This window comes from Bradyrhizobium sp. SZCCHNR1043, from assembly GCF_032489675.1.
Taxonomy (GTDB): Bacteria; Pseudomonadota; Alphaproteobacteria; order Rhizobiales; family Xanthobacteraceae; genus Bradyrhizobium.
In genome coordinates this window covers 17150-39175 of the sequence record NZ_JAUEYN010000013.1, presented here as the reverse complement: position 1 = coordinate 39175, position 22026 = coordinate 17150, and the positions used below count along the sequence as shown (strand labels likewise).

At 61.8% G+C, this 22026-nt stretch carries 20 protein-coding genes; 3 read left to right on the top strand and 17 right to left on the bottom strand.

The annotated features are described in order from the left end of the window. Positions 1–283: 283 nt before the first annotated feature. Positions 284–1207 (bottom strand): sugar phosphate isomerase/epimerase, encoded by a 924-nt coding sequence (locus QX039_RS22700; protein WP_315773517.1) that lies wholly within the window; start codon positions 1205–1207, stop codon positions 284–286. Between the two features lie 328 nt (positions 1208–1535). Here QX039_RS22700 and QX039_RS22695 point away from each other — a divergent pair, with 328 nt between their 5' ends. After that, positions 1536–2516, top strand: coding sequence for a response regulator transcription factor (locus QX039_RS22695; protein ID WP_315773515.1), 981 nt, complete (start codon positions 1536–1538; stop codon positions 2514–2516). 127 nt (positions 2517–2643) lie between these two features. Here QX039_RS22695 and QX039_RS22690 read toward each other — a convergent pair whose 3' ends face one another. The 7 genes from QX039_RS22690 to QX039_RS22660 form a co-directional block, all read right to left on the bottom strand. Next, entirely contained in the window at positions 2644–3657 is a 1014-nt protein-coding gene (locus QX039_RS22690) for an oligopeptide/dipeptide ABC transporter ATP-binding protein (RefSeq protein ID WP_315773513.1), read from the bottom strand. After that, positions 3657–4652, bottom strand: a complete 996-nt coding sequence (locus QX039_RS22685; protein WP_315773511.1) for an ABC transporter ATP-binding protein — start codon at positions 4650–4652, stop codon at positions 3657–3659. The genes QX039_RS22690 and QX039_RS22685 overlap by 1 nt, the downstream gene beginning before the upstream one ends. 5 nt (positions 4653–4657) lie before the next feature. Further along, the gene (locus QX039_RS22680; protein WP_315773510.1) at positions 4658–5527 is read right to left on the bottom strand and encodes an ABC transporter permease; all 870 of its coding nucleotides are present in this window, start codon (positions 5525–5527) and stop codon (positions 4658–4660) included. Beyond that, entirely contained in the window at positions 5524–6462 is a 939-nt protein-coding gene (locus QX039_RS22675) for an ABC transporter permease (RefSeq protein WP_315754288.1), read from the bottom strand. The genes QX039_RS22680 and QX039_RS22675 overlap by 4 nt, the downstream gene beginning before the upstream one ends. Before the next feature lie 76 nt (positions 6463–6538). Beyond that, the gene (locus QX039_RS22670; protein ID WP_315773507.1) at positions 6539–7936 is read right to left on the bottom strand and encodes an FAD-dependent oxidoreductase; all 1398 of its coding nucleotides are present in this window, start codon (positions 7934–7936) and stop codon (positions 6539–6541) included. Beyond that, positions 7933–8226 carry a (2Fe-2S)-binding protein gene (locus tag QX039_RS22665; protein ID WP_315773505.1) on the bottom strand — a complete coding sequence of 98 codons (294 nt, stop codon included), beginning with the start codon at positions 8224–8226 and terminating at the stop codon, positions 7933–7935. Before QX039_RS22665 ends, QX039_RS22670 begins: the two co-directional genes overlap by 4 nt. Continuing rightward, positions 8207–9325: an FAD-dependent oxidoreductase gene (locus QX039_RS22660; RefSeq protein ID WP_315773503.1), complete on the bottom strand. Its 1119-nt coding sequence runs from the start codon at positions 9323–9325 to the stop codon at positions 8207–8209. The genes QX039_RS22665 and QX039_RS22660 overlap by 20 nt, the downstream gene beginning before the upstream one ends. 20 nt (positions 9326–9345) lie before the next feature. Here QX039_RS22660 and QX039_RS22655 point away from each other — a divergent pair, with 20 nt between their 5' ends. Further along, positions 9346–10329: a LysR substrate-binding domain-containing protein gene (locus QX039_RS22655; protein WP_315773581.1), complete on the top strand. Its 984-nt coding sequence runs from the start codon at positions 9346–9348 to the stop codon at positions 10327–10329. Here QX039_RS22655 and QX039_RS22650 read toward each other — a convergent pair. Further along, a complete protein-coding gene (locus QX039_RS22650; RefSeq protein ID WP_316219527.1) occupies positions 10316–11896 on the bottom strand; it encodes an ABC transporter substrate-binding protein in 1581 nt (526 codons plus the stop codon). The genes QX039_RS22655 and QX039_RS22650 overlap by 14 nt on opposite strands. Positions 11897–12086: 190 nt before the next feature. Continuing rightward, positions 12087–12893 carry a LuxR family transcriptional regulator gene (locus QX039_RS22645; protein WP_315773499.1) on the bottom strand — a complete coding sequence of 269 codons (807 nt, stop codon included), beginning with the start codon at positions 12891–12893 and terminating at the stop codon, positions 12087–12089. Between the two features lie 718 nt (positions 12894–13611). Here QX039_RS22645 and QX039_RS22640 point away from each other — a divergent pair. Beyond that, positions 13612–14334, top strand: a complete 723-nt coding sequence (locus QX039_RS22640) for an acyl-homoserine-lactone synthase (protein ID WP_315773497.1) — start codon at positions 13612–13614, stop codon at positions 14332–14334. Positions 14335–14478: 144 nt separating this feature from the next. Here the strand turns inward: QX039_RS22640 and QX039_RS22635 are convergent, their stop codons facing one another. The 7 genes from QX039_RS22635 to trbE form a co-directional block, all read right to left on the bottom strand. Then, a complete protein-coding gene (locus QX039_RS22635) occupies positions 14479–14712 on the bottom strand; it encodes a DUF2274 domain-containing protein (protein ID WP_315773495.1) in 234 nt (77 codons plus the stop codon). A gap of 5 nt (positions 14713–14717) precedes the next feature. Beyond that, complete coding sequence (locus tag QX039_RS22630; protein ID WP_315773493.1) at positions 14718–15845, bottom strand: TrbI/VirB10 family protein; 1128 nt, start codon at positions 15843–15845, stop codon at positions 14718–14720. A 74-nt stretch (positions 15846–15919) separates the two neighbouring features. Continuing rightward, positions 15920–16852 (bottom strand): P-type conjugative transfer protein TrbG, encoded by a 933-nt coding sequence (trbG, locus tag QX039_RS22625; protein WP_315773492.1) that lies wholly within the window; start codon positions 16850–16852, stop codon positions 15920–15922. 32 nt (positions 16853–16884) lie between these two features. Further along, complete coding sequence (trbF, locus tag QX039_RS22620) at positions 16885–17568, bottom strand: conjugal transfer protein TrbF (protein ID WP_315773491.1); 684 nt, start codon at positions 17566–17568, stop codon at positions 16885–16887. A 1-nt stretch (position 17569) separates the two neighbouring features. Then, positions 17570–18781: a P-type conjugative transfer protein TrbL gene (gene trbL / locus QX039_RS22615; RefSeq protein WP_315773489.1), complete on the bottom strand. Its 1212-nt coding sequence runs from the start codon at positions 18779–18781 to the stop codon at positions 17570–17572. 76 nt (positions 18782–18857) lie between these two features. Continuing rightward, positions 18858–19586 (bottom strand): P-type conjugative transfer protein TrbJ, encoded by a 729-nt coding sequence (trbJ, locus tag QX039_RS22610; protein ID WP_315773487.1) that lies wholly within the window; start codon positions 19584–19586, stop codon positions 18858–18860. After that, positions 19583–22024 carry a conjugal transfer protein TrbE gene (gene trbE, locus QX039_RS22605; protein WP_315773485.1) on the bottom strand — a complete coding sequence of 814 codons (2442 nt, stop codon included), beginning with the start codon at positions 22022–22024 and terminating at the stop codon, positions 19583–19585. The genes trbJ and trbE overlap by 4 nt, the downstream gene beginning before the upstream one ends. Between the last annotated feature and the right edge of the window lie 2 nt (positions 22025–22026).

Below are 22026 nucleotides of genomic sequence, written 5' to 3'. Positions count from 1 at the left end.
ACATACGGAAGCATCTCGCTAACGTACGCGCCTCGGACACTAATAATGGGCTGGCGATGAAACGCATAAATGCGCGCATTGACTTGCCTTTGCAGTCAATAGATCGCCTTTATCTTTGCACGACTTGTTCACGCGCGCGGAGGCGTCATCCTCGCTCGGTCAAAGGCAACCGCCAGGATCATGCTTCGTCCAAAGCGAGCTCCGGGACGCACCAATTCATGCGGAGAGGTGCGAAGTCACAGCCTGCAGGGAATTCGTCTCGGCGTGGCGTCGAGCTCCAGGCTCACCGCGTATGCGACAGCTGTTGCAGGTTCTCGTTCGCCTCGACCATCCCTGGAGCAAGACTGAGATGATCTGGCCCACCGAAGCTCCACCAGGTCGCAGCCATGGCACCATACTGGGCGAGCAATGCTGCTCGACAGTTACCAGGGGTCGATTGAAGAATAAGATCGCCCCGATAACCTGCGAGTCTCAGCTGATTGAGCGCGCCGGCGAGGTTGGTTCGCTGACGAGACGGCGAAGCGCGGTTGACGTGCAAATTCCAGTCCTTCAGGTGGACGTTCACGATCCGGTTGCCGCAGGCGGCAAGGGCCTCATGCGCATCAGCGCTCGTCGAAGGTCGACATCCAACCGTGTATGTGATGCCGAATCGGTCTGCCGGGTATGGTTCGATCAGCGATGCCAAGGGCAGCGGATCGAGATCAGACTCAAGGGAGAGGACGACGCCGCAAGCCTCAAGGAGCGGCGCAAGCCGATCCAGTCCGGATCGAAGTGCCGCCGCCTCGCGGGAGGAAAGCTGTTGCCCGCCGTTCGCGAGTGGCACCACGAGGAGCTTGATGCCGATCTCAGCACACGCCTCGATCACGGCACCGAGCAGATCGAGCCTCGCCCAATGCTCACGGCCGGTGACCTTGTAGAAGGGGGATTGCATCATGAAGTCGGCGGACAGCGATGGAATGCAGATGTCGCACTCGCGACTAAGCCGCCGCATCTGATCTCGTCCGGTGGTCGACATCACAGGATTCATCAGGATCGGCTCTTCACCGATCCTCCACTCGATCAATTCGAAGCCGACTTTTTGGGCAACCGAGAATTCCTCGCGCCAGCAATCCGTGAGAAAGCCTCGTCCTCTCTTGTCAGCCGGCTCCATCAGATCACCCTGCACAAATCCGATGCGGCTGACCATCTGCGCCTCTCCGAAAATCATATCATGGATCCTTCGACTGGACGCGCCAAAGCTTGATGACTTGCGACCGGCTGCGGCACGGAGAGCCTGCACCGCAAAGATAGGGCGGCCGACCACACACTGCCACTACCAACCCTGGTAGAGGTCCGCTGTCCGGAGCGCAGTCTTCTTGTTCCGCAGCGACGACCGCCATATGCGGAATTGCATCACCATTCACGGATCCGTACCCGTCCCAAGGTTGCCGACGGCAGCCGTACACGTCCAGCCCCCTATCCGGCTTGGTAGCTTCCGCGCGCGCCGGAAGCTGCTCTACTGCATCCGATGATGCAGACACATGATGGAGATTGGAATGGTGCACAAGGCAGTCCTAGCTGGCAGTGACGAGCCTGCCGAGGAGTTCTGCAGTGTCGCAAACTCAGCTAAAAATCAGGACAAGGGCCTTGCATTCGCGACCGGCTGGAGACCGGATTCGGGGGTCGACCAATCCGCGGCGGGATGCGACCAGATGTCCGCGCCTGGTTCTAGAGCCCGCGACGAAGGCCGCTCCATCTCCGTGCCTTCGAGACCACGCGTCCTGCTGGTCGGCGACAAGGGATTCACGAGCCTGCTCAAATACATTCTCGAGAGCAACGGCTTCGACTGCATGCTGACTGACACCCTGACAGATGCGATCGCCTCCGCCACCGCCGCGCGCCCCGGCTTGATCGCCCTGGACGATGTATCGTGCGGGGATCGCGTAGCCTTCGCGCTCGAACAGTTGCACCGGGACCCTGCAACGCAGAATGTCCCGACGCTGATCATGGCAAGCGTATCGCCTCACCTCGAGGAGGCGTGCGTCCATGCGGATCGGACAAGCTATATATTGAAGCCGTTTCTTCCGGACATCTTCATCGACCGGCTGCGTGGCCTTCTGCGCGAATCGACTTGTTCCAGTCCCAAAGTGCTTCGATTTGCCGACATTGTCATGGAGTCCGACGCGCATCGCGTCTCCCGAGGAGCGCGCTGCATTCGCCTCTGCCCCGTCGAATATCGGATCTTGCAACAGCTCCTCGAATGCCCCCGAAAGGTCTTTTCTCGGGAGCAGATCCTATCCAGCATTCGAGCACATACTCAGGAGAACGCCGTTCGCTCAATCGATGTTCATATCAGCCGGATTCGCAAGGCTCTTTGTGAACGTGGCGAGCCGAACTATATCCGTACGGTGCGAGGATTGGGCTATTCGCTCGACTTCGCCCCGGACGGACCTGCCACCTACCTTCCCCGACCTGAGCCGGTCAGCAACGCGCGAATGCTGCACCGATCGGATCGGATAAGCCCCACTCGCCGCTGATCAGGGAGCGGCTCTCGCGCTAGCCTCCAGCGAAGCTTCCGCTCGGTCGACTTCAATCCAAGGAATTGGACGACTGGATTACGATCACGGCACACTCGCCAATGAACTTCTTTGGCGGGGCTTCAAGTCATCGCGCTCCGATGCGCAGGCCCCCCCACGCGATCTCGCTTGTTTCCGGGAAGTAGCATGCCCGGAATCGGCCGTCCCCCGACGTCTCCAACTGCGGCCTTTCGACGGAACATAGACCTTCCGCTCGCGCGCAACGCGGATGAAAGCCACAGCCCGAAGGCGGATTGGCTGCAGAAGGAACCTCTCCCACGATCTGGATCAGAGGCCGGCGGGCCCTCGGATCCGGCACTGGATAACTGTCGCGCAGAAGCCTGGTGTAAGGATGCAACGGACGGTCAAGAACATCTGCCGTCGGCCCCTCTTCGATGATGCGCCCAAGATACATGACGGAGACCCGGTCGCAGAAATGGCGGACCACCCCGAGATCATGCGAAACGAACAAGAACGACAGGCCGCGGCGTTCGCGCAGCCCCTCCAGCAGTCGAAGAATTTGCGCCTGGACCGACACATCGAGAGCAGAAACGGCCTCGTCTGCGACGACCAGTTCGGGATCCAAGACCAGCGCCCGTGCAATGCCAATTCGTTGCCGCTGCCCGCCCGAGAACTCGTGCGGATAGCGTTCCAGTGCTTCCCGCGGCAACCCGACCTCAAGCATGGCGGCTTCCGCCTTCTCGCGGATGTCCTTGGACGAGAGCCGCAGATGAACACGAAGGGGTTCTTCCAGAGTCTGCCGGATTGTTCGGCGCGGGTTGAGCGAAGAATACGGATCCTGAAACACGATCTGCATCCGGCGCCGCAACGCGCGCAAGGTGGCCCCCTTGGCGGCGCGGACATCGATGCCGTCGAATAAGATTGATCCGCTATCGGGCTCAATGAGCCGAAGGATGGTACGCGCGACCGTTGACTTGCCACAACCGGACTCGCCCACGAGGCCAAGGGAAGCCCCCTTTGGAATGCGGAAAGACACATCATCGACCGCCCGGACGCATCTGGCGCCTGAACCTCCGTGTCTCACGAAGGTCTTCGAAAGATGACGTACAACAAAGTCGCCGCTTCCCACGGATGTCGTCATCAATGCACTCCTCCGACCGGTCTGACGGGACAGCGCACCAAATGTCCGGGATCACCTGATGATACGAGTTCTGGGTGCAGTTCGGTACAGCTGCGGTCCTTGAACGGGCAGCGGGGCGCATAGGCGCAGCCTGTTGGAACAGCAGACAGGGCGGGAACGCTGCCGGGGATCGGCTCCAGACTCTCGCTGGCCCGGTCAGCTCGCGGCATGGCGCGCAGCAACGCCGCCGTATAAGGGTGCATGGGCTTTGCGAACAGCGCGTCGACAGTCGCAAGCTCGACAATCTCGCCCGCATACATCACGGCAACGCGGTCGGCGATCTGCGCAACCACGCCAAGATTGTGCGTGATGAACAGCATCGACATTCCGTAGGCCTGTTTGAGCTCTTCGAGTTGAGTCAGCACCTGCGCCTGGATCGTCACATCGAGTGCCGTCGTCGGCTCGTCGGCCAGAAGAACCCTCGGATGGCAGGCAAGTGCCATGGCAATCATGACGCGTTGGCGCATCCCTCCCGAAAATTGATGCGGATACTCATCTAGTCGGCTCTTCGGCGATGGAATCTTGACCTCCGCCAAGAGCCGAAGCGCCTCAGCCTTGGCCTCCATGCGCGACCCTCCGCGATGAATGAGGATCGCCTCCGCGATCTGGTCTCCCACGGTCATGGTCGGATTGAGACTCGTCATCGGCTCCTGGAAGATCATCGCAATCGAATTGCCCCGGATCGTGCTCATGTCCCGCTCGGACAAGGTCACCAGATCTTGACCCTCGAACAACACCTCTCCGCCTTGGATGCGAGCACCGGCATGCGGAAGCAGCCGTAGGATGGACAGGGCCGTGACGCTCTTGCCACTGCCCGACTCGCCCACGACCGCGAGCGTCTCGTTTGGCATCAGTGATACCGAGACGTTTCGTACTGCCGGGTACCAATGGCCGCCGACTCGGAATTCGGTCCGCAGATTGCGCAGGTCGAGAGCTGGCCTAGGAAACGATGTCATGCCTGCTATTCCCCCCGCAGCTTTGGGTCGATGGCGTCTCGCAGAGCGTCTCCCAGGAGATTGAGGGCGAGCACGGTCAACAAGATCGCAAGGCTTGGGAAGACCGCGAGCCACCAGGCGTCGAGGATGTTGTCGAACCCTTCGCGGATCATGCTGCCCCAGGTCGGTGTCGGTGGCGGAACGCCTAGCCCGATGAAGCTCAGCGATGCTTCCGTGCGAATCGCGGAAGCCATCCATAGTGAACTCATCACCACCACATCCGAGATGAGATTGGGGAGAATATGAACCCCCATGATCCGGACGGGTCCGAACCCAAGCGCTCGGCCCGCGATCACGAAGTCCTGCTGCTTCAATGCAATCGTTGGCGCCCGGGCAACTCGCGCAAACGGCGCGATCTCCGTGATTGCGATTGCAATGATCAGGTTCTGAAGGCTGGCGCCGAGCATCGCCGCAATCATGAGGCCGAGCAGGAGAGCTGGAAACGAGAGCATCACATCGAGCACCCCCATCACGAGCTGATCCAGCGCTCCTCCGACATAACCCGCAACGATTCCTATCGTGCAGCCGATCGTCATCGCAATCAGGATAGCGACGAAACCGACCATCAGGGAGATGCGGGCTCCATAGATCAGACGGGACAGGACATCTCGGCCGTAATTGTCCGTTCCGAACAGAAACTCCGCTGACGGCGGCTCGAGCCTGGCCACGATATTCTGCTCCAGCGGGTCATGAGGCGCGATCACCGGCGCGAGCACCGCCACGACGATGATGAGCGCGAGGAGCAGCGCACCCAGCCAGAAGAGAGGATTTCTGGAGAAGGCCAACCACAATCGACTAGGCTGCGACACTGCAACCGATGCAACCCCGACCGTCATTTGTATTTCACCCGCGGATCGATAAGCCCATAGGTAATGTCCGTCAGCGTATTCACGACGATGACGCAGATGGCAAAGATGATCATCAGCCCCTCGAGCAGCGTATAGTCGCGAGCGTTGAGTGCCCCGAAGATCAGCTTGCCGAGGCCGGGTCGGTTGAAGATGATCTCCGTGAGCACCGAATTTCCGATCAACGTACCGAAGTAGAGGCCAACAACGGTAACCACCGGAATGAGGCCATTGCGCAGAGCGTGTCGCATGACGAGGCGCGTGGGAGTCACTCCCTTCGCGCGCGCTGTGCGGATGTAATCCTCGCCAAGGACTCCCAGCATGGATGACCGCGTGACACGCACCACATAGGCCATCAGGATCAAGCCGAGATTCAGCGCAGGCAAGGCAAGGCTTCGTAACCGTTCGATCGGATCCGTGCTATCGGACGCGAGAACGGGGAACCATCCCAGCTGGATCGCGAATACGATGAGCAACAGAATGCCTGACACAAACGCTGGGAACGATAGCCCGACCAACGAGACCAGCCGCGAGACGTAGTCGATCCAGCTGTTGCGGCCGAGCGCTGCGAGGATTCCGAGCGGCAGACCCAGGACGATTCCGATCACGATGGCCGCCAAGGTGAGTTGGATCGTCGAGGGCAACACCAGCAGGACCTCTTGCACGACGGTCCGGCCGCTGCTCAGCGATTGCCCGAGATTTCCGGTGAGCACCTCACCGAGAAAGTGAAGATATTGAACCTGGATCGGCTGATCGAGCCCGAGCCGGGCTCGCATCGCGCGAAGCGAGGCTTCGGTTGCCTGGTCGCCGAGGATGACGGATGCCGCATCACCCGGAACGAGACGCACCAGCACGAAGATTGCTGTCAGCATCACCAGCAAGGTGGGGATGGCCAGCAACAGCCGCTTGAAGGCAAAGCTGATCATTGGATCACCCAGCACATTCGCGAACAGAAACCAGAATGTTCGGACTGAACTCTTCTCTCCAGACAAGGAAAGTGCCTCACAACACCTCCTCCTTTTGATCGAGTGTGGCCAGCTCTCCAAGCGTCACGGGCTTGAGCGGGGGCCTGACTCGATAGAAGCCGATCTCCCCTATAGGACAATCCTGGATTTCCGCGAGGATGCGGGTGACGGTATAACCGCATTGCCGCCCCTGGCAGGGGCCCATCCCTGCACGCGTGAAGGCCTTGATCTGGTTCGGGCCGGAGCCGCCGATCTGCGCCATCGCCCGGATCTCTCCTGCCGTGACCTCCTCGCAGCGGCATATGACAGTCTCATCGGACGGACTAAAAATCCTGCCGCGGGGTCTGAACATGGTGTCAAGAAAGGGCCGCAAGGCAAGTTCGCGAGCCAAACTCTTTTGAACGCGCAACGCTTCCTTGAGCACGATCTGCTCGTCCGCATAGCCGAGCTTGACTGCCAGCCTGTGTGCTGCGAGCGCCCCACGAAATTGCGCGGCCTTCGCACCAGCAATGCCCGCGCCATCCCCGGCAATGAAGATACCGGCTTTGGTCGTTTCACCCCATTGATCGAGAACCGGAACGTAGCAATCCTGCTCGTCACGCCATTCAACCGCGCAGCCCAGCCCCAGCGGGGCATGGACGTTCGGCACGACACCTTCATGCACAAACAGATTATCCGCGGAAACGGTCTTCTCTTGTGCATCGGCCGTTCGATAGCTGATGGATTCGATCCGGTCCGATCCGTGCGCCACGAGGTCGATGACATGACGGACGACGGGCACACGCCGGTGTCGAAGGACGGCCGTCCACCCGAGCCCTTTGAGGAGCGCCCCACTGGCACGCAGGGCCTTCGGCAGATGCTGGAGCGCCGCCCAATGACTCCCGGCCGGTGTCGTGTCCAGATAGCCGGCGATCTGGCCTCCGGCGTTAAGCAACTGAACGAGGTAGAGAAGCGGCAACGGGCCACAACCAGCGACCCAGACCGGCTTGGACGGGATCTGCCCGGCGGTCTTCAACAGGACCTGAGCGGCACCCACCGTGAGGACTCCCGGCAGTGTCCAGCCTGGGAACGGAGCAGGCCGCTCCTGGGCGCCGGTTGCGAGGACGATGGCGCGCGCCTCGATCGTCCGGGCTTTGCCATCATGGGTCACGAAGGCACGAAAACCAGGTTCGACCTGCCAAAGCTGTGTACGAGGCTCGTACCGCGCGCCGCTGACGCGGAATGCATCGGTCGCAGCCTTTCCGTCCTGATAAGTCCTTCCAAGGATGGCTCCCCTCGGGGTCGCCGCTTGGGTTTCGACCGAGCGCCAGATCTGCCCGCCAGGCGAACTTTGATCGTCCACAACCAGGACGTCAATTCCATAGCGGCGGGCTGTGATGGCCGCTGTCATGCCAGCAGGGCCAGCCCCTACGATGAGAAGATCGGTGGTGCTCATGACGGCAAGCACCGCTTACGCTGCTGGCGCTCAACCTTCATGCCCTCCTGAACCGGGGTCATGCAGGTCTGAACCGAGGCGATTCCATCCACCTGAGCGAGACAGTCGAAGCAGACGCCGATCATACAATAGGGAGCTCGCCCGCTCCCTTTGACCGGCGTGGGGCGTGACCAGACGGCAGCCTGCCGGAGCAGCACAGCTGCCAGGCTTTCGCCCGGCTCCGCCGTGACAGGTTTGCCTTCGACATAGACAGTCACGGTCTCAACGGGCTCATGCAGCTTTCGAAACATCAAAGCGACTCTGATGAAAGATATCGAGCGAATCCGGCAACTGGCCGGCCGAGATGGCATCGGCCAAGACGGTGGAATGCAGAGCTGCAAGCGTGACGCCTGAATGGCACAACGCCACGAAGGCTCCCCGGTGCTTCTGGGACTGGGCGTAAACAGGACACCCATCAGGGGTCATGATGCGCAACCCAGCCCACTGCCGAACCAATTTAGCCTCAGCAAGCCCCGGCACGATGCGAAGCGTCCGCCGACTGAGATCTGCCGCCGCGATCGCGGTCGCAGAGCTATCGAAACCGGTCTCCTCATGGGTAGCACCGATCATCACGGTGCCTTCCCGGGTTTGACGCAAGCCACTCGTCGGCAGAGGCAGAAATGGTTCAAGGCGCTCGGTCACCAGGATCTGCCCGCGTTGAGGCCGCAGCGGGATTTCAAGACCCACTTGCCGCGCCAGCGCCTGAGACCCGAGACCCGCAGCGATCAGCACGCGCGGCGCGCTGACCGTTTCGTTTCCGAACGTCACCGTAAAGCCTGCCTCGCTGGGCACGATCTGCCGCACCGCAGCGTTTCGGCGCAGATCTCCACCCAGACGCAGGATTCCGGCATGAAGAGCCGCAAGGAGCTGAAGCGGATTGGCATGCCCGTCCCGCTGGCCGAAGCTGGCGCCGGCCACGTCAGGCCCCAATCGAACCTTCGGAAGCAGTTTGGCCAGTTCAGCGCGATCGAGCATCCGCCAATCCGCCCCCGCTCCGCCAAGCTGATTCTGCAGCCGCTGAAGGTCCAAGCGGCGCTTCTCGAACGCGTCATCTCCGAGGCAGAACGCCAAACCGCCATTCTGCTCATACTGAAGATCCAACGCGGCCAGATCAGTGAGTTCCGACGCAAAGTCGGACCACATGTCGACGCTACGGCGTGACAGCTGCTGATAGGCGGGCATGTTCTGGCCTTTGCCCTGTAGCCAAACAAGGCCGAAATTGGCCCGCGCCGCACGATGGTCGCGATCGTCACCGTCGAGCACGAGCACTCGGCGTTGTCTTCGCGCAAGCCCATAAGCGATCGCAGCACCGACCGTGCCCGCACCGATAACTATTATCTCAGGATGCATCAGATTTCCTCTTGCCCAATATGACGACAAAAAGAGATATTTGGTCAAAGTCGAAAATCTCTGGCTGTATTCTTCAGGGTTATGGGATGGCTCGTCAGATCAATCTCAGACAGGTTGAGGCGTTCAAAGCGGTGATCGAGAGCGGCTCGATCAGCCGAGCCGCTTTGATCCTCAACATCTCCCAGCCCGCGATGAGCAAACTGATCGCTCATCTCGAAGAGGATACCGGGCTCAGCCTGTTCGATCGCATCAAGGGCCGTCTTGCTCCGACAGAGCGCGGCATGCGGCTTTACAAGGAGATTGATCGTATTTTTTCAGGTGTCCGCCAGGTGGAGAATGCCGTCGAGGCCATCCGCCGCGAGGAGCAGGGGCAGCTTCTTGTCGGAGTCATGCCGGCTTTGTCGCGTTCGTTCATCCAGCAGGCGACGATGGGCTTCCTGCAGCAGCATCCCAACGTGTTCTGCTCGGTCAAGTCACGCAGCTCGGAATGGATCGTGGACTGGCTGGTCACACGCAAGCTCGATGTCGGCCTTGTCAGCTCGCGGATCGACAATCCCTACGTGATCGCCGAACCGCTGACCCAGCACCCGCTCGTCTGCATCATGCCGACCGATCATCCCCTCGCCATGAAGAACGTTGTGGAGCCGGATGATCTCGACAACATTCCCTTCGTGTCTTTCGATCCTGAGAGCCAGGCCGGTCAGTGCATTGCGACGATGTTCGACGCCTACAACGTCAGACCCAACACCGTGCTCGTTGCCAATGTCTCGCCGACCCTGTGCGAATTCGTGGCAGCTGGCCTCGGCGTCGCGCTGGTGCACCCTTTGATGTTCAGCGGGCTTCAGGACCGTCTGGCCATCAGACGCTTCGAGCCCGCGTTGTCTTACGACTTCCAGCTCTGTCGAATGCGCGACAGCCGCAATGCAAGTCTGGTCGACGCCTTCCTGCAGCAGGCACGCACGACGGCCGCACGGCTTTCCCAGGAGTCGCTCAGCGCGGCATAAGCGTCGTCGCCTCGGTGATCGGCGGAGCGAGATTCATGGCTCCTTTAAGCTCATAGCCGTAGTTGACACGCTTGCTGTGCCCCCAGACCTGCTGAAGCTCAAACAGCGGAACAGAACAGACGGCGTCGTGGATCTTGCGCTGAGCCTCCTTCCAAAGCTCCTGCTGCCGCTCCACACTGCCTTCCACCCGCGCCGCCTGTATGTCGGCGTCCGCAACGTCGCAATGGGAGAAATTGGCAACCGCCGTCGGCTTTCCGATGCTCGAGCTCGAGTGATAGAACTCGGTCAGGTACGTGTCGGCGACCGGAAATCTGGCGGCGCCATAGAACACCAGAGCGCTCGCATTGCCGCGAATTTGGCCCTGATACGTGGCGTGATCGACAACGCTCATATCCAGCTTGATACCGGCCTTTGCGAGCTGGCGCTGAATGATTTCCATTGTCGGCAGGATAGCGGAGATATTGGACACCACGACCTTGAGCGTCACGCCATTTGGGTAGCCCGCTTCGGCCAGAAGCGCCTTGGCCTTCACCGGATCGTAAGCATAAGCCCCTGATGAACAGTCCTCTCCGATATAGCCCGGGGGCACGACCGAGCAGCCTTTCAGACTGACGGCCTTACCGACAAACTGCACGAGATCGTCGAGATTGACCGCAGCGGCGATTGCCTGTCGGACCTTCAGGTCATCGAGCGGCGGAATACTGCTGTTGATGTGAAGCGTTCGAAACTCTCCTGGACGGAAGACATCAACGACCATGTTGCCGCGCTGGCGGGTCATATCGACCCAGCGTTGCTCGCGCCGGCCTTGGATGACGTCGAGCTCTCCGGACGCAAAGGCGAGCTCGCGGGCGCTGTCGGAGGGGATCGTACGGTACATGATATTGCTGATCTGCGGCCGGCCGCGGAAATAGCCCTCGTTTGCGACCAGCTTCACATGCCGCTGCGTTTCATGCTCTGAAAACGCAAACGGACCCGTACCGACGGGGTTGGAGGAAAACTTGTCTCCGAACTCCTCCACTGCTCTTTTGCAGACAATGTTTCCGCCGTGATAGTTGGACAAGCGGCCGAGGAAATTCGGATCTGGATACTTCAGGGTCATGCGAACGGTGGACCCGTCTACCTTGGCGATGCTCTCCACCGCGGAGAAGTCTGCAGCGAAGCTCGATCGGCTGGGGTCTGCGGCACGTGTCAGCGAGTAGACGACATCATCTGCGGTGAGGCTGCCCCAGTCGCCGTGAAACTTGACACCCTTTCGGATGAAGAAGGTCCAGATTCGTCCGTCTGGGGACGTTTCCCAGCGCTCGGCGAGATCGGGTTCAAGATCCTTGGGATCAGCGCTCCCTGGCTTGAATCGAACCAGGCCGTTGAACATCAGGCCGATCAGCGGCTTGTCGGTGCTGGTCGTCGCACGATGGGGGTCAAGCGTGGTAATGTCTGATCCACCGGCCCCGATCTGCAGGGTGGTCCCCGGAAGGACTTCCGCTGCAGACACATCACCGGTCGCGTTCACCGTGACGGCGATGCAGAAAGCCAACATATAGACGTACTTCATAGAGACGTACTTCATCCGGAGCCTCGCCCGTTGCCCACGCATCAGGCTGGAAGAGTCCCGCGTCTCTGTCAAAGTCCGAAATCAAGGAGGCCTATTCTTGGGCGTTATGGGCTAACGGCGGAGCTCGGCCGCGGCGATCGCGATTGCATGCGACCATCGCCCCCTTGCCTGAGCCGCGCAGAATAGCGGAGCCTGCCCGCAAATGTCAGAATGGCGACGGTTGATCGGCGTCGGCTTCAGTCGGTGCTGTATCCATCCACATCGGCGGAGATGAGCCGGATAGTCCGGAGACCTCGATCAGACCAAGCCGTATCGCCCTGACGACGGCGACCGTCCGGCTGTTCGTGCCAAGCTTTCTCGCGGCCTTCTTGATGTGGAAGTTGATCGTGTTTTCACTGATCTTGAGAATGATTCCAATGTCCCAGGAGGACTTACCCTCCGCCGTCCATGTCAGGCATTCACGTTCGCGCGGCGAAAGCTTGATCGCCTTCCTGCCCATCGCTGGCGGGGCAAGCTCGCCAAAGGCGACATGGAACTGACACGCCAAGGCGTGAAGATGCTTCATTTGCCGGATCGGGTTGGCATCGTCGAAGCTGGATGCAAAGGATAGAACGGAGATGCGCCCCGACGGTCCAAACAGCGGCACGCTCATCCCGTGCTTGAGACCGGCTTCGCGGCTCTCATGAAGGACCAACCGCTCGCCGTCCTGCAACTGCTTCTGCTCGAGCAGGTGATCCCACAGAAACGGCCTGCTGTGAATTGCCGTTCGCCTGACGACCGGATCAATCTCGTGATACTTTCGCTCGAAATAGTGCTTCCGCCAATCGAGCGGAAAGTTGAGAGCGATGGCCGGCATAGGATGCTCTGGCAGCCGTACCGACTCTTCGTAGTTCAGGGCGCCATAAGCCACTTGGCCGAAGCCCTCATCGGCTGCAGAACCGACGAGAAGATCGAAGAGGTCGGACAGCGACTGCGTGCGGTTTGCACAATCGATGAAGCTGAAGAGGTCCATTGCTACCTCACGGCAGACAAAGCTGCGCAAACTTCCGCCCAGCAAACTTCCGCCCAGATGTGATCGTGAAAACGAATCCGTCTGAATGTCCCGATCGTCGACGGTCCGTCCTTGTCCCCTCGTCTGCCTCTATCAAGGCGAGAAGCAGGCGCTTGCTTGTTCAAACTCCAACCCAACCTGAGGTAGACCGTACCATGATACGCTTCGTCGTGCAATTGACGATCATATTCGATTGATCTTTTCAGAAGTCGCGATGTCATCAACATTGCCCTTCTCCGGAAGCGGCGGCCCTGACGATCTTGCCGACTCCGGCAACCAGATCGCGCAGCAAAGTGCCTGTTTGATGAGCGCTCTTCGGCACTTGTGTCAGCAAGCATGAGATTGCTGGCTTAAGTTTCGATCGGATCATGCGCACTAGGGACATTCTCCCGGCACGCAGCGCGCGCAAGTCAGGCCTCGCGGCCATCCCACACTGAACCCGTTCAAACGGGCCTGGACGAGCCTTGCAAAAGCCAAGAACTACACTTCAATACAACTCAGAATTGCGCCAGATTGTAGGTGATATTGGGGCGATGTCTGACAGTTGTCTTCCTCCGAGCAGCCGGTAGGACAGCAGCCGCTCCACAGACGCGCGAACTACTCGACTGGGTAGCTGCCTCGCTGACGCTGTGCCGATTAGTCTGCATCTTCCCGTCACGTGGCACATTGGAAGATGCTCATGCGTACCCTTTTAATCAGGTGGGAAACCATCCATCGATATGGTGAAGCCTGGATTTCGCATCATCGGCTGCGGTACCGGATGTTCGTCGAGCGCCAGGGGTGGTCCGTGCCTCATTATCAGGGCATGGAATATGATGAGTTCGACACACCGGCAGCCACCTACATCCTGGTGGTGGACGAGCAAGATCAGGCGCTTGGAACTGCACGGCTGATTCCGACCACACGCCCCTACATGGTCAAGTCCTTGTGGCCGAACCTGGTCGAAGGCTCGCTGCCGCATTCGGACGCTGTCTGGGAAGCATCGCGCTTCGGCTGCGATCGCGCGCTCAGCGCCGACGGACGGCGCCGAGTGATCGGGCAGCTCATACAGGCTTGTCAGGAATTCGGCCTCGCCAACAGCATCTCGTCTTATCTTGGGGTCATGCCCAGCTGGATCTTCAAGAATGTCATCGCTGCCCATGGCTGCCCGGTGAGGCCACTGGGAGCGAAGCTGCCGTTGCAAGGGCATGACATTGGGGCAGCCTATATCGGGGTATCATCAGCCATCCTGGAATTGGTTCGCCAGCATACGGGCATCCCAAAGGTCCTGCATGAGAGCCCCTCTCCTGTAGCGTCTGCCCCATCCGCACTGTCCCCGCGCTTGACAGAGGATGCTCTGTCGCAGCCCGCTGAAGGATTGGCCTGCAGCCCGGACTTGGAAGGGCTCGTGAAGGTTGGATAAGCGCGATCCGGAATCTTCGGCCATTTTGCCGCCCAGGGCACGCAAGCCAGGGCCGCTCCGGGTTGGACATTGCTGTTCCTCAATGGACGATAGGCCAACGCCGAGGTTGAGCGGAGCAAGCCAACGCGATGCGCGGCTCCGGGTCTATTTGGCCTTGATGGCTGGTGCCCGCTTCGACTTGGCAAACGCCCGATCAGTCGCCATGAAACGTGCCACCATTGCCGAGGCCAGGCGACCAAGATCATTGGCCGGCTGGTCCGAATGGCGGCCAACAGCTTCGGCATAGGCCTGCAGATCGCGAAACACGCCCGCTGACAGTTCGACCGTGATTTTGACCGGCTTCTCGTCGGGAAGTTCCGAGATCTTCAACTTTGCCATGACTGCTACCCCTGATACGGCTCGAGCACGAGATCACGATTGACGATCACGCGGACCGGAAAGCCCGGCCTTACGGTCAGAGTCGGCTGGACGTTCATTTGCTCACCGACGAGCTGCTGACCTGTGCGGCTCATGGAGCTGCCGAAGCCCTGGCGGAGCGCCTGGATGATCGCGGCATTGTTCGTATTTTGATTGGTGCCCGCGTTGACCTCGCTGCCCATCGAGAGCAGCGTCGAGAGCAGCGCTGCGCCAACCAGCTGCCTGAAGTGGTTATCGACCTCGTCCGAGAGACCCGAATAGCCGGCAGCGTCGGCGCCCTGCTGCCGTTCCAGGACGATCGACCGGCCATTGGGCATGATCAGCCTGGTCCAGACCAGGAGCACGCGCGATTGCCCGGCCGTCACCTGGCTATCGTATATCCCGATCAGCCGCGCGCCCTGCGGGACAAGCAGGAAGCGGCCTGACGGCGAATCGAACACGTTCTCGGTGACCTGTGCGGTGATCTGCCCCGGCAGGTCGGAGCGAATGCCCGTGATCAGGGCTCCCGCAATCACGGTCCCGGCCTGGACCACATAGGGGGAGGCCGGCGGGCTGACACGGTCGGCACTCGTGGTCCGGCGATCGACCGCGGCATTGACGAAGGCGAGCTTGCGGTCCTGGCCATTCTGGGCGAACGCGTCGTCGGGACTGGACATCGCGCCCGCGCGTTCGCTGGTCTGAGGCCCGCTCGCCGCGGCCTCGGTGCCACGAACATTGACCGTCGCAAACAGGCGGCTCAAGCGAGCGGCATCCCGCTCCTGCTCATGGCGGAGCTGCTCCTGATCGGGGGTGACCGCAAGCGCCTGGCCCTGCGCAGCGACAATCGCCTTGCCGAGATCCCCGGGCAGCGGCGGTCCGATCACTGGGACGTTCCTGGGAAGACTGGCGTAGTCACGCGGCAGGGCCGAAACACCGTCCGCGATGTCGTGATGATCAGTGCTGTAGAGCTCGGATGGGCCCGATTTGCTCGGCCTGTTGGTCTGCAATGTCCAGACGACGGCGCCCCCCATCAACAGGAGCGCCACTGCGCTGCCGCCGGCCAGGACATTGCGCGACAGCCGTGTGACGGGGGGAAGATCTCCGTTCAGGCGCATTCTTTTCGTGCGCCGCTCAGCCTTCTCGGCTGCAGACGGAGCCTGAGACGCAGAAGCCTCATCCTCCTCGTTTTTCACCCTGAGGCTCCGTCGGTTCTGACGATCCTGACCTTGCGCTGCTCCTCGCCGCCGAGGCGCAACTCGGCCGCGGCAAACAGCCGATCGACGATCATGATGTTGCGGAAGGCACGGTAGTTGACGATCTCGGGCGCACCATCGCTCCCGATGACGAACAAGGGCGGCAATTCACCCTGCACAATGCCAGGGGCAAACTCGATATAGACCTTGCGACCGTCGTCATAGGCGTTGACCGGCCTCCATGGCGGATCATCCCCCTCGATGCGATAGCGGAAGCGCCGCAGCGCCGGATTGGGCAGCTCCGGCCTCAAGACGAGCTGGCGCGCTCTCGTCTCGGCATTCTGGGGATAGTACCAAGCCACGGCGGGCATATACGGCTTTTCGCGGGCGCGCAGCTCGAGCAGATAGGTCCGCCGGTCGGTGTTGACGATGAGATTGGTTTCGATCGCGGCACGCGTCGGCTTGACCAGGACGTGGACGCGGCGGCGTTCGCCCGCACCGCTCTCGGTATCGCCTACGACCCAGCGCACGGTGTCGCCGGCGGACACGGGCCCCGACCCTGTGAGCTGTTCACCTTCCTCGAGCATGATGTCGGTGATCTGCCCGGGCGCCGCATAGACCTGATAGAGCGCGCCGGGACTGTAGGCATAGATCTGCGTCGCGTTGAAGTAGCCCTTCTTGCGCGGTTCGACCCGCGCCGCGCTATTGGCCATCTCGACGCGGTCGAGCGGCTCCGCTTCTTCCTGAGCTCCCGCCTTGCCACCAAGGGACACTTTCCAGGGCGGCGGAAGATGAAGCGGCGGAACCTTTCCATCCAGCGCAGCTGGCGGCGCCGGCAATGGTGGTGTTTCGCTGTCATAGGTTATCTTCGGCAGATTGGTCGTTGTGCAGCTGCAGAGCAGAACCAGAACGGCGGCCCCCGCGATCATTGGCCCTCCAGCCTTCCGGACCATTGGCTTGCTCATTGCGACAGCTCCTTCGACCAGTTGATGGCTTGGACGTAGACGCCGAGCGGGTTCTTGCGCAGGCGGTCAGCATCGTCCGGCATGGCGAGCACGAGGGTGAGGATCGCGCTCCAGCGTTCGGTCGCGACCGAGGCGCCGTTCTCGTAGCGACGCTCGACCCAGGCGATCCGGAAGCTGTCCGGCGAGGCGCGGATCACACTGGAGACCTCGACCGAGACCTGGATCTTCCCGAGCTTGCTAAAAGGATCATTGGAGCGGGCATAGTCATTCAGGGCAGCCGCGCCGCGATCGGTCGTGAAGTCGTAGGCGCGCAGCCAATTCTGGCGCAGCACGATGCCATCGGCCGGCAGACCTCTCACGTCCTCAATGAACCGGGCAAGATGGAAGGCGACCTGCGGATCGGTCGGCATGTAGTCAGCCACCGCAGGCGCCACCCGCTGGACCTCGCCGAGATGGCCAACCTCGACCACCCAGGGCGTCACCGTACCGCGGGCCGACTGCCAGATCAGGGCGGCCGCGAAGCCTGCGGCGAGGGTGAGGCAGCCGAATGCCATCAGCCGCCAGTTCTTGGCCTGCACGCGCGCAGAGCCGATGCGCTCATCCCAGACCTGTGCTGCCTTCTGATAGGGCGTCACCGGCTCGGGCGTATGGCCGTAATGAACAGATGACCGCTTGAACATGTCAGGATTTCCCCTCGGAGAGATCGACCGCGCTTCCCTGCCCGCCGCGCTCGGCATGGCGAACGGCTTGTGCCGTTGTAGATGCGCCCTGATGGACGGCGCGCGCTGCCTTCATGCGCTGCGCCCACGTCGGAGAGCCCGAGCCATCGGCCTGACCCGGCTGATCCGAGCCGCCGGCCTGGACATTCGCCCTTTGGCGAAGGGGACTCGCGTTCGCTCCTGCTGCCTCGGCGGCAGCGCCGCTGACGCGCCCTCCGCCGGACGCCGCCGCACCAAGCGGCGCGACAGTACGGCTTGCGCCAGAGATCGCGCCGCCTGCGAGCCCTGCTCCGCCAGCGGCCATGCCGGCGCCGGCCACGACGAGACCACCCGCTGCAAGCGACGTCCCGACCGCGCTCCCTGCTCCAAGCTGCGGTCCGCCACTGACAAGACCATTGGCGATCCCGGGCCCGAACAATCCAAGGCCGAGCAGCGCCAGGGACGCCAGGACCAGGGCCATGGCACTCTCGACGGTCGGAGGATCGCCGCCCGTCACCTGGGTCAACTGACCGAACAGGGTCGAGCCGGTTCCTGAGATCAGGGCGAGCAGCAGAACCTTCACACCGGAGGAGATGACATTGCCGAGCACACGTTCGGCTGCGAAGGCGGTCTTGCCGAACAGACCAAACGGGATGAGCACAAATCCAGCAAGCGTCGTGAGCTTGAACTCGATCAGGGTGACAAAGAGCTGGATGGCCAGAATGAAGAAGGCGAGCAGCACGACCACCCACGCAAACAACAGGACCGCAATCTGCAGGAAGTTCTCGAAGAAGCTCACATATCCAAGGAGGCCCGAGATCGCCTGGAGGAGCGGCCGCCCGGTATCGAGACCCACTTGCGCGATCCTGCCCGGGCGCAGGAAGTCCGCCGCCGACAGCGCCGAGCCCGAGGCCTTCAGGCCGAGTGCTGCGAAACTCTCGAAGACGACCCGGGCGAGGCTGTTCCAATTGCCGATCAGGTAGGCGAACACGCCGACAAACAAGGTCTTCTTCACCAGCCGGGCGACGACATCGTCCTCGCCGCCAAACGCCCAGAAGAGCGCAGCAAGCGTCACATCGATGGTAACGAGCGTGGTTGCGAGATATCCGACCTCACCGCCCACCAAACCAAAGCCGCTGTCGATTGTCCGGGTAAAGGTCTCCAGGAATTGATCGATGATCCCCGTTCCTGTCATCGGGCAATCTCAATCATGAGCTGCCGGGCAGCCGCGGCGGGGGATCCGCCAATTTGGTCCGGAACGCTCGTCATCATCAGTGAAACATTCGTACGTTGGAGGGCTGGTCGCCCTGACCCTGCGTCAGGAAGCGGCGGAGCTGTTCGCGTGCTTGATCCTGGGCCGCCGCGCGCTCCGCCATGGTGAGGCTCTGCGCCCGTCCCTGGGCGGCCACAACCGCCGTCAGATCCGCGAGCTGTTGCGCCTGCATCGCCAGGATCTGGTTGCCGGCTTGCCTGACAGCCAAGGCGCCGGCGGCTCCTTGGCTCGCGGCAACCAGCGCGGCGGACTGGCTCCTGATGGTGTCGAGATTGCCGACCACGCCTGCCTGAAGCTTGAGCGCATCCTGCAGCGCGGCCACGGACGTCTGCCAGCGTGAGCGCGCATTGTCTGCGAGGTCAGCGGCGCTGACGCCGGCGGCTGCCGGCGCATAGATCGTCTTGAACGCCTGCTCGATTTGCTGCACGTCGTAGGCCAGGCGCTGAGCCTGCTTCAGCAGATCCTGCGTCCGCTCGATTGATTGCTGCAGCTGCGTCAATGACGAATACGGCAGGTTGACGAGGTTGCGCGACTGATTGATCAACATCTCGGCCTGGTTCTGCAGGGCCAGAATCTGATTGTTGATCTGCTGCAGCTCACGTGCAGCGGTCAGCACGTTCTGAGCATAATTGTTGGGATCGAAGACGACGAGCTGGGCCCGCACCGGCCCCGCCGAGGTCAGAACCAGCAGCGCCAACGACGTGGCCCATCGCTTGCCAGAGATCATTGCCGCGTCTCCAGATTGTCGAGGCCGGGGATGAGGTCTGCTGCCCAGCCAAGCTTGAGGTGCCGCAACCACGCTGCCGCAAAGCCGTCCCTGCCGGCGGACTTCAGAACGTCCGAGATCGCGGCCTGATCGGCTTTGGACGACGCCGCGGCAAAGGCGAGCGCGACCTCGCCGAGACCGAGCTCGAACATGCGGTTGCCCCGGCGCGACTGGCAGTAATAGTCGCGCTTGGGGGCCGCACGGCTGACGAGCTCGATCTGACGATCATTGAGACCGAAGCGACGATAGATGCCCATGATCTGTGGCTCGAGCGCCCGCTCGTTCGGCAGCAGGATGCGGCTCGGGCAACTCTCAATGATGGCGGGTGCGATCGGCGAGCCGTCGATGTCGGATAGCGACTGAGTCGCGAAAACGACGGAGGCGTTCTTCTTGCGCAGGGTCTTCAGCCACTCCCTGAGCTGGCCCGCGAAGTCTGCGTCGTCCAGCGCCAGCCACCCTTCATCGATGATCAGAAGTGTCGGGCGGCCGTCGAGCTGCCGAGCGATCTTGTGGAACAGATAAGCGAGGACAGCAGGAGCTGCAGCGGTCCCGATCAACCCCTCGGTCTCAAACACCTGGACCGACCGATCGCCGACGAGCTCATGATCGGCATCCAGCAGTCGTCCGTGAGCGCCATCGAGGCAATAGGGCTTGAGGGCCCGTTTCAAGCTGTTCGACTGCAGCAACACCGACAGGCCGGTCAGGGTCCGCTCAGAAGCTGGCGCGGAAGCCAGCGAGGTCAGCGCCGACCAGAGATGCTCCTTGGCGTCCGGCGTCACCACGATCTTCTCGCGGACCAGCAGGCCAGCGATCCAATCCGCCGCCCAGGCGCGCTCCATCACATCACCGATGCCTGCCAGCGGCTGCAGCGCGATCGAGGTCTCGCTATCGGCCGACAGCGCTCCACCGAGATCATGCCAGTCACCTTCCATGGCAAGCGCGGCGGCCCGCAGGGAGCCGCCGAAATCAAACGCAAGGATCTGCGCATTCGGATAGCGGCGGAACTGCAGAGCCATCAGCGCCAGCAGCACCGATTTGCCGGCTCCGGTCGGTCCGATCACCAGCGTGTGGCCGACATCGCCGACATGGAGCGAGAACCGGAATGGCGTCGCGCCCTTGGTGCGGCCGAACAGCAACGCAGGCGCCCTCAGATGATGGTCACGCACCTCACCTGCCCAGACCGCCGAGAGCGGGACGAGATGCGCAAGGTTCAGCGTCGACAACGGTGGCTGGCGCACATTGGCATAGACATGCCCCGGAAGGCTGCCGAGCCAGGCCTCAACCGCATTCACAGTCTCCGTCATGCAGGTGAAATCGCGCCCCTGGATCACCTTCTCCACCAAGCGCAGCTTCTCGTCAGCCCTCGCCGGATCAGGATCCCACACCGTCACGGTCGCGGTGACATAGGCCTGGCTGATCTCATCGGAGCCGAGATCCTGCAGCGCCGCATCGGCGTCAGCGGTCTTGTTGTGGGCGTCGCTGTCAACGAGGCTTGCCGCCTCGTTGGTCACGACCTCCTTGAGGATCGCCGCCAGAGATTTGCGCTTGGCAAACCACTGCCGGCGGATCCGTGTCACGAGCCTCACGGCATCCTGCTTGTCGAGCATGATGGCGCGGGTCGACCAGCGGTAGGCGAATGCAAGCCCGTTCAATTCGTCCAGCAGTCCTGGCGTCGTTGCAGAGGGAAAGCCGATGATGGTGAGCACGCGGAGATTGACCGCCCCCAGCATCGGCGCGAGGCCGCAGGTCAGCGGCTGGTCGGCGAGCAGCCCATCCAGATGCATGGGGATTTCAGGGACGCGGACCCGCTGGCGCTTGGTCGAGACGGTCGAGTGCAGATAGCTCAGCACGGCGTCGTCGCCCAGCCAGCCGCATTCCGGCATGAAGCCGCCCACGAGCTGCAGGATGCGGTCGGTGCGATCGACAAAGCTTCGCAGGATGTCGCGGCCGCGCGCGCCCTCCCGCTGCGGCGCGCCTTCATAGAGCACGCGTTCGGAACGGGCTAGGTCTTCTCGCGGCGGCAGGTATAGAAACGTCAAATAATAGCTCGACTCGTAGTGCGCCGCCTGCTCCTCGAACTGTGCCTTTCTCTCGGCATCGACCAGGGCGGACGCGGCATCCGGAAACACGCAAGTTGGGTAGGCTCCGGCCGAATGCCGCTGCGCCTCGACGAAGATCGCCCAGCCCGACCCCAGGCGCCGCAGAGCGTTGTTGAGACGGAAGGCGACTGCTGTGAGCTCGGACGCGACCGAGCTCTCCAGGTCAGGCCCGCGAAAACGCGCCGTCCGTTGCAGCGAGCCGTCCTTGTTGAGGACGACGCCCTCGTCCACCAGCGCCGCCCAGGGAAGGAAGTCCGCAAGCCGGATATTGGTGCGGCGGTATTCGGCCAAATTGAACATGA

Coding starts and splice junctions, on each gene's coding strand:
- QX039_RS22640 (WP_315773497.1), top strand. CDS start 13,612: ATGCGTACCCTTTTAATCAGGTGGGAAACCATCCATCGATATGGTGAA.
- QX039_RS22665 (WP_315773505.1), bottom strand. CDS start 8,226: ATGTTTCGAAAGCTGCATGAGCCCGTTGAGACCGTGACTGTCTATGTC.
- QX039_RS22660 (WP_315773503.1), bottom strand. CDS start 9,325: ATGCATCCTGAGATAATAGTTATCGGTGCGGGCACGGTCGGTGCTGCG.
- QX039_RS22655 (WP_315773581.1), top strand. CDS start 9,346: ATGACGACAAAAAGAGATATTTGGTCAAAGTCGAAAATCTCTGGCTGT.
- QX039_RS22685 (WP_315773511.1), bottom strand. CDS start 4,652: ATGACATCGTTTCCTAGGCCAGCTCTCGACCTGCGCAATCTGCGGACC.
- QX039_RS22700 (WP_315773517.1), bottom strand. CDS start 1,207: ATGATTTTCGGAGAGGCGCAGATGGTCAGCCGCATCGGATTTGTGCAG.
- QX039_RS22630 (WP_315773493.1), bottom strand. CDS start 15,845: ATGCGCCTGAACGGAGATCTTCCCCCCGTCACACGGCTGTCGCGCAAT.
- QX039_RS22675 (WP_315754288.1), bottom strand. CDS start 6,462: ATGATCAGCTTTGCCTTCAAGCGGCTGTTGCTGGCCATCCCCACCTTG.
- QX039_RS22695 (WP_315773515.1), top strand. CDS start 1,536: ATGGTGCACAAGGCAGTCCTAGCTGGCAGTGACGAGCCTGCCGAGGAG.
- QX039_RS22670 (WP_315773507.1), bottom strand. CDS start 7,936: ATGAGCACCACCGATCTTCTCATCGTAGGGGCTGGCCCTGCTGGCATG.
- trbG (WP_315773492.1), bottom strand. CDS start 16,852: ATGATCGCGGGGGCCGCCGTTCTGGTTCTGCTCTGCAGCTGCACAACG.
- QX039_RS22680 (WP_315773510.1), bottom strand. CDS start 5,527: ATGACGGTCGGGGTTGCATCGGTTGCAGTGTCGCAGCCTAGTCGATTG.
- QX039_RS22650 (WP_316219527.1), bottom strand. CDS start 11,896: ATGAAGTACGTCTCTATGAAGTACGTCTATATGTTGGCTTTCTGCATC.
- QX039_RS22645 (WP_315773499.1), bottom strand. CDS start 12,893: ATGGACCTCTTCAGCTTCATCGATTGTGCAAACCGCACGCAGTCGCTG.
- trbJ (WP_315773487.1), bottom strand. CDS start 19,586: ATGATCTCTGGCAAGCGATGGGCCACGTCGTTGGCGCTGCTGGTTCTG.
- trbE (WP_315773485.1), bottom strand. CDS start 22,024: ATGTTCAATTTGGCCGAATACCGCCGCACCAATATCCGGCTTGCGGAC.
- trbL (WP_315773489.1), bottom strand. CDS start 18,781: ATGACAGGAACGGGGATCATCGATCAATTCCTGGAGACCTTTACCCGG.
- QX039_RS22690 (WP_315773513.1), bottom strand. CDS start 3,657: ATGACGACATCCGTGGGAAGCGGCGACTTTGTTGTACGTCATCTTTCG.
- trbF (WP_315773491.1), bottom strand. CDS start 17,568: ATGTTCAAGCGGTCATCTGTTCATTACGGCCATACGCCCGAGCCGGTG.
- QX039_RS22635 (WP_315773495.1), bottom strand. CDS start 14,712: ATGGCAAAGTTGAAGATCTCGGAACTTCCCGACGAGAAGCCGGTCAAA.